The sequence below is a fragment of the Sporosarcina sp. 6E9 genome, assembly GCF_017921835.1.
GTDB lineage: Bacteria > Bacillota > Bacilli > Bacillales_A > Planococcaceae > Sporosarcina.
Genome location: NZ_JAGEMN010000001.1, coordinates 1,047,067 through 1,059,512, shown reverse-complemented (window position 1 = coordinate 1,059,512; position 12,446 = coordinate 1,047,067). Strand labels below are relative to the sequence as shown.

Below are 12,446 nucleotides of genomic sequence, written 5' to 3'. Positions count from 1 at the left end.
ATTGTTTTTTTATTGTGTTGAGAGGGGATTACTATAGATGTTGGCAGATTTGAACTTGTTTCTTGCATTTGGTGCAGGTTTATTAAACTTTTTATCTCCGTGTACATTACCGCTATATCCAGCTTTCATATCTTATATTACGGGAATGTCGCTCGATGAAATTAACACGGATAAAGGGAAGTTTCGGAAAAGCGGAATCTTCCATACGATTGTTTTCCTAATCGGCTTTTCGGCTATCTTTATCTTTCTGGGATATAGCTCATCGCTTATTGGTACGTTTTTTTATCAGTACCAGGATTTGCTCCGACAATTAGGCGCGATTTTTATTGTCATATTTGGGTTGATGATTCTGGGTGTCTTTACACCGAGTTTTCTTATGAAGGAGAAAAAATTACAGTTTAAGAATAGACCAGCCGGCTATTTTGGTACGTTCCTCATTGGGCTTGCCTTTGCAGCTGGATGGACTCCATGTACAGGACCAATCACGGGTGCTGTTTTCATGATGGCGGCACAAAATCCTGGATCTGGAATGTGGTATATGCTTGTCTATGTTTTAGGGTTTGCAATTCCGTTTTTCCTACTATCGATTTTTATCACTCGCGTCAAATGGATACAAAAATACAACCGAGTAATAACGAAAGTCGGGGGCTACCTTATGATTGCACTAGGTATTCTTCTTTTCTTCGATGGATTAACATATATTATTATTTGGCTAAGTCCATTTTTTGGCGGGTTTATGGGATTCTGATGTATTAAGCTTAATATTTGAAGAACAATGTAAAAAAAGTCACAACCAATTACGTGAATGTTTTCATTTCATGCCCGCCCTAATCAGCGGGCTTTTTTTATTGGGTTTTAATTATAAAATGTAGAAAAAGGTAACTCATTAAACATCTTCAATAATAGGGTCGTTCACATACTCGTCTTATGCGCTCCATAAATATTGCATAATTACTATGTACAATTCAATGTAGGAGAATTTATGGAGTTTTGATGTAATGCTAGATGCTTTCATCCATAAATATTAATAATGATGAAGGAGTCAATTCAAAATGAGTAAAATTACATGTCAATGTGGTCATGAAAATCCATTTGGCACAGTTCTTTGTGAACGGTGTGGCAGGCCGCAAACAGAAGAAGCGAAGGAAAGTAAGCTTATTGACATGAGATACGAAGGTTCTGCCAGAAGATCGCAAACCTATAAAAGATCTATTATAGATAAGATTTGGAACTTTTTCTCTAGCGTTAAAATAGGCGTCAGCATTATTGTTGCGGTTCTTGCCACTTCGGCAATCGGGACGCTATTTCCGCAAAAGTTATTTATTCCTGCCACAAGGGATGTGGACATAGCGGCCTACTATGAAAAGCATTATGGTGTTGCCGGTGTATTATATTATAAACTTGGTTTTTATGATATGTACAACAGCTGGTGGTTCATTACGCTAATTGGAATGCTTGGCATTTCCATCATCATCGCCAGCATTGACAGGGTTGTACCTTTATACAAATCATTGAAAAAACAACGCACGAAGCGCCATGTCTCATTTATGAGAAGACAACGTATTTACGGTTTGGGTACGGTTGAAGATGTGGATTCGTCAATGGCTAAAGCGGAAGAGAAACTAAAAGCACTGCGTTACAATGTGAAAACGGAAGACGGGGCGATATTAGCAGAAAAAGGTCGATTTTCAAGATGGGGTCCATACGTCAACCATACTGGGTTGATTATCTTTCTTCTCGGTGTTCTACTGCGAGGCCTTCCAGGTTTTTACGTTGATGAAACGCTTTGGCTTCGTGAAGGCGAGACACGTGCCCTCCCAGGTGCACCGGGATACTATTTAAAGAATAATAAATTCATTCTTGAGACTTATTCGAAGGAAGATGACGAAGTATTTAGTGAAGCGATCGACCGTGTTGGTGCAATCGCAAAAAATTATCAATCAGATGTCACATTATATAAAGATGCGGAGGGCGGACTTCCTGGTGGGTCCAACCAGTTGGAATTTGTCAAAGATTATTCAATCATCGTTAACAAACCGCTTAATTTTGATGGATTTAATGTTTTTCAGATGGATTTTCGTCTCGATGAACTGAAGTCGATGACATTCCAACTAACAGAAAAAGAATCGGACACTTCACTTGGTGAATTCACGATTGACCTTATCAACCCCGAGCCAATTTATGAACTGGGAGAAGGCGTGTATGTGGAACTGAAGGATTTTTATCCGGATTTTGACGGCATTGAAGATGGTGAACCGAAATCAAAATCTCCAATACCGAACAATCCCGCATTCATTTTCAAAATGGTGACACCTTCGAAGCCGGATGGTGAAATGAGTTTTGTAGCGATACGACAGACACTTGAAACGGAAATGAACGATTATAAAGCAACGTTTATCAGTGCTGAGACACGTGATGTTACCGGACTTGTTATACGAAAAGATAAGACATTGTACATCTTGTTGTTTGGAGGAATTATTTTTATGATTGGGGTCGCTCAAGGATCCTATTGGAACCATAGAAGGATTTGGATTCAAAAAAGTGAAGGAGATGAACTAGTTCTTGCCGGCCATACAAATAAGAATTGGTTTGACTTGAAAAAGGATCTTGATAAAGTGAATGATTTCGCAAACTTACCGCCATACAAGGATAGGCAAGATGCGGAGTCCAGTTCGGATGAAGTGAAAGGGGACAACTCATAATGGAACTTGCGTCTTTAAGTGCAAATTTACTACTTATCTCATTTATCGCGTATCTAATTGCGATGATGTTTTTTGGAGGGGCGGTAAAAGGTTCAAAGTCGGAAGCCACATATAAATACAACCGATGGGGAAATATTGCAATTGTTATTACAATCATCGGTTTCATATCGCATTTGGGGTACTTTGTTACACGTTGGATTGCTTCTAAGCATGCACCGGTAAGTAATATGTTTGAATTTACGACTGCATTTGGAATGATGATTGTAGGGGCATTTATTTTATTGTTTTTCCTTTACAGGACACCATCACTTGGCTTGTTTGCTTTGCCGCTGGCGGTCATTATCATTGGATATGCAAGTATGTTTCCAAGGGAACTCTCACCGCTAATCCCGGCGTTAAAAAGCTATTGGTTAACGGTGCATGTGATTACCGCAGCAATCGGTGAGGCGATTCTTGCCATTAGTGCAGTTGCAGGTCTTGTTTTCCTGTTGAAAAGTATCGATTTAACAAAAAAATCGAAACAGCGTTTCTGGTTAGAATCGGTCATGTTCACACTAATTCTCGTTGTCGGTTTCATTTTGTCATCGTCAACGTTTGCTGTCATGGGATATGAAGCAAAATTTACCTATATTAATCAAAAAGAAGAACTAGCTCAAATTATATATAATTATCCGCCGTTATTCGGCATGAATGAGTACGAATCGCTTACGACGGATAAAATGACACCGATTGCTGAGATGCCTGCAATCATCAATGGAAAGACATTAACGACACTCGTATGGTCAATTGCAACGGGTAGCGTTCTCTATTTATTGCTTAGACTTATTTTGCGTCGTCCAGTTGCAACGCTATTACAGCCGTTCGCGAAAAAGGCGAATTCTCAAGTCATGGATGAAATTGGTTACCGTTCAGTCTTAATTGGATTCCCAGTATTCACACTTGGAGCACTAATTTTCGCAATGATTTGGGCACATGAAGCATGGTCTAGATTTTGGGGATGGGACCCGAAAGAGGTGTGGGCACTTATTACATGGTTATTCTATGCAGCCTACCTCCATCTAAGGCTCTCCCGTGGATGGGAAGGCGAGAAATCGGCATGGCTTGCGGTTATTGGTTTCATCATCATCATGTTCAATTTAATTGCGGTTAACTTGATTATTGCAGGCTTGCATTCATACGCATGACAGGATTATTAAAGGATTATGCAATTGAATAGAAGCATACAAAAACTCCATGGAGAATTTCCCATGGAGTTTTTGTTTAGGAAGATGCTATTCAATAATCATCAACACATCAAGCTTTCAACAAACGTGCATTTTAATGATTTCGATAACCTTAGGGATATCAATGTAGCTCCGACTGCCGGGGCTAGAAAAATTTTGAATTTACGGAAAGTCCTCGAGCCAATGAGATTGCAAGAATATTATAGCCAGCAGCCCACAAAAGAAATAGGCTTGAACTATGCAAAGTCTAAGTTGTTTCTATACTAAGGAACATAGGATTATACTCACATATTAGTAATTTCGATTCTACATATTACATACCCTTATAAGGTATATAACCATTTGTTGCAATACGGAAAATAATTCTACTTTGAGTATAAAAAAGGCGGGGGATTGATGGGGAACTATGAATTATTTATATTAGGTTCACTAGGCTTGTTAACATTTGTAGTCGTTATATTAGCGGTCATTTGGAAAAAAACATTTCGAAATATGCAAGGAATGATGATTTCAATGTTCTTTGGGATGAATGTAGGTTTGACTGCCGGTGTTCTGTTAGGTGTAGCCTATCAAGGTGATTTATATTTTTCCACAATACTATCAATGGTTATAGGCGTACTTGCGGGTTCTTTATGCGGGGCATGTTTCGGGATACTCTCCGTATTAGAAGGAGTAATGGCCGGTTTGATGGGCGGTATGATGGGGGCGATGGTAGGCGAAATGATTAATGTTAACCAGTCAATAAATTTGATACAGATATTTTTATTTTTTTCTATTAGTACAATTTTTGTTATGGCCATTTTAAAAACTTCGAAAAAAACTAAAATAGAAAATAAAAGATGGTTATTAAAACCACTCTTACTTTCAATCTTAATCGCAGTATATTTAATAGCAGGAAATTCATTGGCGGAAAAAAACGAGAAAATGATGAATTCGGAAACGCAACATAGCGATCACTTACCGACAATTAATAATACAGAAGAATTTAATAAGAATAGCCAAGTTATTGCTATAGAAACTGCTAAAATGAAGTACTCAAAAAATGAAATTATTGTTGAGAAAGATAAATCAGTCACATTAACTCTCAAAAATCTGGATACGGTTGAGCATGACATTGAAATCCGAACTTCCTTCTTTAACATGATAAAGGGATCCAAACATAATCATGGGGGAGAAAATAACTTGTTACATTTGCATGCAGCTCCTAAAAAAACGGAGACGCTAACATTTACCGTAACTGAATCTGGCGTCTATGAATTTTATTGTACTATTCCTGGACATAAGGAATCAGGGATGATTGGACGATTTATAGTAAGTTAAATTCTTTAACTAAACTAGGTCACATATATTGGCAGACGGAGGGTTGTCCATGAAAAAATCGTTGAAAATTTGGAGTTCACTCATCTTCATCCTTTTTATTATACCTATCATTTTGGAACAGATTCCAAGAGCAATACCTAAAGATACAGCAGTTGTTCCAATCGATGAGCGAAAATTAGTTTATGCAGCAAATATCATCGAACCGGAACCTGAAGTCCAGATAGGAATGCGTGCACTTTTATACACTACACATTCGCAGGAAGCATTCGAACCCATAACACTAAAGCATAACGGGAAAATTGCGGTTTATCATTCGGAAACAAATATTATGAATCTCAGTAAAACGATAAAATCTCAGCTGGAGCTAAATGATATAAAAGCTGATATTATCGACGTCGACATTACAGCGGAAATGAATAAGGCAGGAATCCCTTTTCACAAATCGTATGATATTGTAAGGCCGTATGTAGAGAAAACGTTGAACGATGTGAATTATGACATCATACTCGACATTCATCGAGATTCACTTAAAGCGAATAGGACGACAATCACTCATAAAGGGGAAAAGTTTGCGCAAGTCGTTTTTGTTATCGGTGGTGATCATGCTAATTTCAAATTGAATCAACAATTAGCTGAGAAACTGATGGCCGGCATGGAGCAGATAGTGCCAAATATAACTAAAAGTATCGTATTCAAATCAGGTCATGGCGTGGATGGGAAGTATAACCAGGATCTTAGTAAAAGACTTCTTCTCGTTGAAATAGGTGGCATTGGAAATGATGAAGCGGAACTAAACAGGACATCGGCTGTACTTGCGAAAGCTGTTTCTCAGATATTAAAAAGCGAAGCGCAATCTAAAAAATAATTGTGCTTGGGCTATGCAATAAAAAATAAATTCAAAAGAAATGAATGAGAATAATGACTTGGGTTGTAAACAGTAAAGCCTTTAGTAACTTCAAAAGGAGTTACTAAAGGCTTTAATTAGATTAATCGCATGAGCGGCGTATTTATTTTGATATTAAGATAACCATAAGTACTGAGTAAACACAGATTTTAGTTAGGGAAATATATTGCTTTTCGCAAATATAACAGCGGGTTGATGAATACGACTAACCGGAGGGACAATTGTGAGTAAACGAACTGTAAGTATGGTTTTAACAACTTTAATTATCGGTATGTTGATTTTGATTGTTAACTCGAATATGGAAACAACAGGGCTAATCGACACAATTGTTGTTGGGGCGGATAGTACAACAATTGAGTATGAGTCTGGACTTGAAAAAGGAAATACACCGCCTGATTTTGAACTTTCTACGCTTTCAGGTGACATAATAAAGCTGACGAACTATAAAGGAAAAAAAGTTGTTCTAAATTTCTGGGCGTCGTGGTGTGGTCCGTGTAAGGCAGAAATGCCGCATATGCAAAATTACTATGTAAAATATAAGGATTCTACGAACGTAGAAATTATTGCGGTTAATATGACGACGGAAGAGCGAGGGCGCAAGAGTATCGAGAAGTTTATCGATACGTATGGGTTAACATTTCCGATTCCGCTTGATAATGATGGTGAAGTAATGGATAAGTATAAGATTATGACAATACCTACGACGTATATGATTAGCACGGATGGGACAATTAAGCAAAAGATTATTGGGCCGATGGACGAAAAAACGATAAAAGAACTTGTTGATAATCTCGATTAGATGAAGCTAGGTCAATGATATTTCTAGTAGTAGAAGCGTAATTATATAAATTGACCTTCAAAAAGAAAAATGCTATTATAGGGTTACGGGGTATATGTAAGAAGAAGTATTCGTGAAGGAGGGAGATTCATGCAAGAAACACCGAAAACAACTGTCCAGCCAAATAAACAACAGCTTCTCAACCGTTTAAAGCGCATTGAAGGGCAAGTGAGAGGTATTCATCAGATGGTCGAAAATGACCGCTATTGTGTGGATATTTTACATCAAATCAGCGCCATTCAATCAGCGATGAATAAAGTTTCTTTGGCCTTGCTTGAAGATCATACACACCATTGTGTCGCAAATGCGATTAAAGGGCAAGATGGTGAATCAGCTATTAAGGAATTAATGGCTGTCATGAAAACGATGACGAAATAAACGACTAAAAAAAATTTTTATTTATTACTTGACATACGGTACGGGGGTACTGTATGGTTGAGGTGAAAGCTGAATAGGAGGTCGTCAAAATGATAGAAACATTAAAAGTACAAGGAATGTCATGTAATCATTGCGTCAAGTCAGTCGAAGGTAGTGTGGGCAATCTTACAGGTGTTTCTTCCGTGAAAGTGGATCTTGGAAGTGGTGATGTTTCAATAGAGTTTGATAGTGAGAAAACATCATTAGATCAGATTAAAGAAACAATCGAAGAGCAAGGGTATGACATCGTTTAATTTCGGACATTATGAATCAGAAGGTTTAGTTAACAAATAATCTGCCGCTTATAACACATGGGGTTAGAAGGCGGCGGATAAGATCGTACCTTCAGGTATGGTCTTTCTTTTCCAAATGAAATATACCCCCACTATGTATCGGAGGGATAATAAATGGCAAACACCGAAAAAACGTTGAAAATTAATGGAATGACTTGTTCAGCGTGTGCAAACCGAATTGAAAAAGGTCTATCAAAAATAGAAGGCGTCGAAAAAGCAAATGTCAACTTTGCAATGGAAAGCTCCACGATTGTTTACGATCCAGATAAAACGAATGTGAATGAATTTAAGAAAAGAGTTGAAAAGTTAGGCTTCCATGTTGTCCAAGAAAAAGTGGACTTCGATATTTCCGGCATGACATGTGCGGCATGTGCCACGAGAATTGAGAAAAGAATTAATAAGATGGAAGGTGTCTCTAGCGCAAACGTTAACTTTGCATTAGAAACGATTGCCGTGGAATATGACGACAAACAGGTTGAAACAGCTGACATGATGACGGCTGTTAAGAAAATGGGGTATGAATTAATTCCCAAGCAAGACGGTAAAGACAAAATGGATCATAAAGTACATGAAATTAGCAAGCAGCAGAGAAGGTTCATTTTTTCGGCCATTTTGACACTGCCGCTGTTATGGTCGATGGTTGCGCATTTTGAATTTTTATCGTTCATTTATATGCCCAATATTCTGATGAACCCATGGTTACAGCTAGCGCTTGCAACACCGGTTCAATTCATCATTGGTGGTCCATTTTACAGAAGTGCTTTTAACGCGCTGAGAAATAAAAGTGCAAACATGGATGTCTTAGTTGCACTTGGTACGAGTGCGGCATACTTTTACAGTATTTATTTATCGGTTGAATGGATGAACACGGGAGGCATTGGACATCCCGAGCTTTATTTTGAAGCAGCAGCAGTTATTATCACACTCATCGTACTTGGTAAGTTATTTGAAGTTCGTGCGAAAGGGAAAACGAGTCAGGCCATTCAAAAGCTCCTTGGTTTGCAGGCTAAAACAGCCCGTGTTCTGAAAGACGGTATTGAAAAAGAAATACCTATTGAGGAAGTCATAACGGGAGATATAATCTTGGTAAGGCCGGGGGAGAAAATTCCGGTGGATGGAGAAATTATCGAAGGGCGCTCCGCAATCGACGAATCGATGATTACAGGTGAAAGTATTCCCATTGATAAAGTTGCGGGTGACACAGTCATTGGCGCAACGATTAATAAGAATGGTTCATTGCAAATCAAAGCGACAAAAGTTGGAAAGGATTCGGCATTAGCACAAATTGTGAAAGTGGTTGAGGAAGCGCAAGGGTCCAAGGCAGATATTCAGCGTTTGGCGGATCGAATATCCGGTGTTTTTGTTCCAGTTGTTGTCGTCATCGCGATTGCGACATTCTTTATTTGGTATTTTGCTGTGACACCGGGTGATTTGCGTTCCGCATTAATTCCAACCATTTCGATTTTAGTTATAGCTTGCCCATGTGCACTTGGTTTGGCGACACCGACTTCGATTATGGCGGGTTCAGGTAGGGCTGCTGAAATGGGACTTCTCTTTAAAGGCGGAGAACATTTGGAAAACACGCAGTCAATTGATACCGTAGTCTTGGATAAAACGGGGACAGTTACAAAAGGTCAGCCTGCTTTAACAGATATTTCAGTGACATCGGGCTTTACAGAAGAAGAAGTGCTACAGTTGATTGCAACAGCTGAAAATCAATCTGAGCATCCTTTGGCGCAGGCAATTGTTAATGGCGTAAAAGAAAAAGGTATTACACTTCTTGATGCATCTGATTTTGAAGCTTTTCCTGGTTATGGAATTCGGGCCGAAGTAAGCGGAAAAGAAGTATTAGTTGGCACAAGAAAATTAATGAAAGAGCATAAGATTGCAACCTTGGATTCAGAAGCATCTATGGAGAAGCTAGAGAGTGAAGGGAAAACGGCGATGCTTATTGCCGTGGATCATAAACTTGCCGGTGTCGTCGCGGTTGCTGATACAGTGAAGGATACATCTAAAGAAGCGATTGCAAGAATGAAAAAGCTTGGGTTGGATGTCATCATGCTTACAGGCGACAACCAACGTACCGCAGAGGCTATTGCCCATCAAGTCGACCTGTCAAACGTAATCGCGGAAGTATTACCGGAGCAGAAAAGTGAAGAGATTAAAAAGCTTCAGGAGCAAGGTAAAAAGGTAGCGATGGTCGGGGACGGGATTAATGATGCACCCGCACTTGCCATGGCCAATATCGGGATGGCAGTAGGTACCGGAACGGATATCGCCATAGAAGCAGCTGACATTACGCTGATGCGTGGAGATTTAAATAGCGTTGCTGATGCGATTATCATGAGTAGAAAAACAATGCGGAATATTAAGCAGAACTTGTTTTTCGCATTCATTTACAATACGATCGGGATACCGATTGCGGCAATTGGTCTATTAGCTCCTTGGGTTGCCGGTGCGGCAATGGCGTTTAGTTCGGTATCTGTTGTGTTGAATGCGTTACGTCTACAAAAAGTTGATTTGAAATAATAAATGAGGATAATTTGTACGATTGAAGTCAGTAGAAATATAAACTCAAAAACGAGTAGGATCGGGTGATTATCCCCGATCCTACCCGTTTTTAGAAATCAAATCATGTGACAATCAGTGTTGACTTCATATCGGCATGTCCTGCCCCACATGGAATATTACAGTAGATTGTATATTCTCCCGGCTCTGTAGGAGTGAAAGTAGCCTCTCCATCTCCTTTAATGTCTATATCGAGGCCATCGATAGCAATTCCGTGCATTCCTTCTTCGTTTTTATATGTTATTTTAACCGTCTCGCCAGCCTTGACAGTATATTCTGCTTGGTCAAATTCGAAGTTTGTTCCTGTAATATTGATTTCATTGTTAGCGGTTGCATCTTCCGAAGAGCCAGTATTATCTACCTTCTCCGTTCCGTCACTCGTATCTTTTCCGCCGCAAGCAGCAAGTACAAGCAAAACACTTAATAAAACTGATGCCAATAACCATTTTTTCAAAATGATTACCTCCTATTTGTTTGGGGATTCATTTCCTTGTATCCCTCTTATACATAATGATAGCTATCAAATATCCATTATCTATGGAGAAAGTAAGTCGAAATGATGAACGATGATTATTGAGTTGTAAGTTCCACATTCGTTCAATATCGTTTGCATATTTTTTTCATATTTTCTTGTTACACTACAAAAGAAATAATCAAGAGAAGAGGGGAAATACTCAATGGGATTAAAAATTAAGATTACCGCATTGGCGATAAGTATATTGGTTATCAGCGGTTGCAGTAGCACTAATTCGGAACCAGATGAGGAAATGGATCATTCAATGATGAGTGACGGAAAGATGGATCATGGCATGATGATGGAAGGTCATATGAGTCATGATGAGGTTGTAAGTTTAAACGACTCGACAGGGGAAAATGAATTGAAAATCCCCTCACAGCTAAAACGTGATAATGAGGACGATGTGGCATACACGGTTAGCGCACAAAAAGGGAAAACTGAAATATTCGATGGAACAGAAACAAATACGTTTGGGTACAACGGATCTTTTTTAGGGCAAATGCTTCGTTTTGAAAAAGGTGAAAAAATTAAAATCAGGACAATCAATGAGTTGGATGAGGAAACAACATTTCATTGGCATGGTTTGGAAGTATCAGGGGATGCAGATGGCGGGCCACATGATGCACTTAAACCGGGTGAGGAAAAGGTAATTGAATTTGAAGTGACACAAGAGGCGTCGACTTTATGGTTCCATCCACATCCAGAGGGGAAAACTGCTGAACAAGTTTATAATGGACTGGCGGGCCTAATCTATATTGAAGATGACAATTCGAAAAGTTTAGGGCTGCCAAGTGATTATGGGAAGAATGACATTCCATTAATTTTTCAAGATAGAACATTTGATGAAAAGAATCAGTTGAATTACAGCGCTGCGATGAATGACGATGGGACAATCGGTGATACGCTATTAATCAATGGGACATTGAATCCGAAGTTGACTGTAAACAAAGAAAAAATACGTCTACGTCTATTAAATGGATCCAACGCAAGAAATTATACATTCAAATTGAATACTGGAGATTCCTTTGTTCAAATTGCAACAGATGGCGGTTTCTTGAATGAACCGGTACTTTTGAAAGAAGTCACACTAACGCCTTCGGAGCGGGCAGAAATCGTGATTGATTTTTCACAGCTTAATACAGAAAATGATTTGGCATTAATCAGCGAGGATGGGTCTGTCCTGTTATCATTTGAAATTTCTGATCAAAGCGGCGCGATTAGCAAAATTCCAGGGAAGATGAATAATTTTGCATTGACAGAAGAAGAGTTGGATTTACCAGTCACAAAGAAAGTTGAACTTTTTGGAATGATGGACATGGTAACGATAAACGGAAAGAAATTTGATCCAGAACGTATTGATTTCACGCAACAACAAGGGGTCACTGAAGTTTGGGAAATTTACAATAAACCGGATATGATGGGTGGCATGATTCATCCGTTTCACATTCACGGAACGCAATTTAAAATAATCTCCAGAGATGGTGAAGAGCCACCGGAAAATGAACGAGGTTGGAAAGATAGTTTTTCTATAAAGCCAGATGAGACCGTAACAATAGCTATACAATTTAAGCATAAGGGCGTGTACATGTTCCATTGTCATATACTTGAACATGAAGACAACGGCATGATGGGACAAGTAAAGGTGGAATAAACTTAATTCAATA

At 38.9% G+C, this 12,446-nt stretch carries 11 protein-coding genes; 10 read left to right on the top strand and 1 reads right to left on the bottom strand.

The genetic code is table 11. The features are described from left to right. The first annotated feature begins 37 nt into the window (after positions 1-37). The 9 genes from J4G36_RS05515 to J4G36_RS05475 all read left to right on the top strand — a co-directional run bounded on the left by J4G36_RS05515 (position 38) and on the right by J4G36_RS05475 (position 10,226). The gene (locus tag J4G36_RS05515; protein ID WP_305792218.1) at positions 38-748 is read left to right on the top strand and encodes a cytochrome c biogenesis CcdA family protein; all 711 of its coding nucleotides are present in this window, start codon (positions 38-40) and stop codon (positions 746-748) included. A gap of 304 nt (positions 749-1,052) precedes the next feature. Then, entirely contained in the window at positions 1,053-2,702 is a 1,650-nt protein-coding gene (gene resB / locus J4G36_RS05510; RefSeq protein ID WP_210469048.1) for a cytochrome c biogenesis protein ResB, read from the top strand. Then, on the top strand, positions 2,702-3,886 hold the full coding sequence (gene ccsB / locus J4G36_RS05505; protein WP_210469047.1) for a c-type cytochrome biogenesis protein CcsB: 1,185 nt from the start codon (positions 2,702-2,704) through the stop codon (positions 3,884-3,886). The genes resB and ccsB overlap by 1 nt, the downstream gene beginning before the upstream one ends. A gap of 435 nt (positions 3,887-4,321) precedes the next feature. Next, a complete protein-coding gene (locus J4G36_RS05500) occupies positions 4,322-5,245 on the top strand; it encodes a plastocyanin/azurin family copper-binding protein (protein ID WP_246880413.1) in 924 nt (307 codons plus the stop codon). Positions 5,246-5,294: 49 nt separating this feature from the next. Beyond that, positions 5,295-6,110 (top strand): stage II sporulation protein P, encoded by an 816-nt coding sequence (gene spoIIP / locus J4G36_RS05495; RefSeq protein ID WP_210469045.1) that lies wholly within the window; start codon positions 5,295-5,297, stop codon positions 6,108-6,110. Between the two features lie 262 nt (positions 6,111-6,372). Next, the gene (locus J4G36_RS05490) at positions 6,373-6,948 is read left to right on the top strand and encodes a redoxin domain-containing protein (protein WP_210469044.1); all 576 of its coding nucleotides are present in this window, start codon (positions 6,373-6,375) and stop codon (positions 6,946-6,948) included. 129 nt (positions 6,949-7,077) lie between these two features. Then, the gene (locus J4G36_RS05485; RefSeq protein ID WP_210469043.1) at positions 7,078-7,365 is read left to right on the top strand and encodes a metal-sensitive transcriptional regulator; all 288 of its coding nucleotides are present in this window, start codon (positions 7,078-7,080) and stop codon (positions 7,363-7,365) included. Positions 7,366-7,454: 89 nt separating this feature from the next. Then, positions 7,455-7,658 carry a copper chaperone CopZ gene (copZ, locus tag J4G36_RS05480; RefSeq protein WP_246880412.1) on the top strand — a complete coding sequence of 68 codons (204 nt, stop codon included), beginning with the start codon at positions 7,455-7,457 and terminating at the stop codon, positions 7,656-7,658. Between the two features lie 153 nt (positions 7,659-7,811). Further along, the gene (locus J4G36_RS05475; protein ID WP_210469042.1) at positions 7,812-10,226 is read left to right on the top strand and encodes a heavy metal translocating P-type ATPase; all 2,415 of its coding nucleotides are present in this window, start codon (positions 7,812-7,814) and stop codon (positions 10,224-10,226) included. Positions 10,227-10,329: 103 nt separating this feature from the next. Here the strand turns inward: J4G36_RS05475 and J4G36_RS05470 are convergent, their stop codons facing one another. Then, positions 10,330-10,719, bottom strand: a complete 390-nt coding sequence (locus J4G36_RS05470; RefSeq protein ID WP_210469041.1) for a cupredoxin domain-containing protein — start codon at positions 10,717-10,719, stop codon at positions 10,330-10,332. A 223-nt stretch (positions 10,720-10,942) separates the two neighbouring features. Between J4G36_RS05470 and J4G36_RS05465 the strand changes: the two genes are divergently transcribed. After that, positions 10,943-12,433, top strand: coding sequence for a multicopper oxidase family protein (locus tag J4G36_RS05465; RefSeq protein WP_210469040.1), 1,491 nt, complete (start codon positions 10,943-10,945; stop codon positions 12,431-12,433). Positions 12,434-12,446 lie beyond the last annotated feature (13 nt).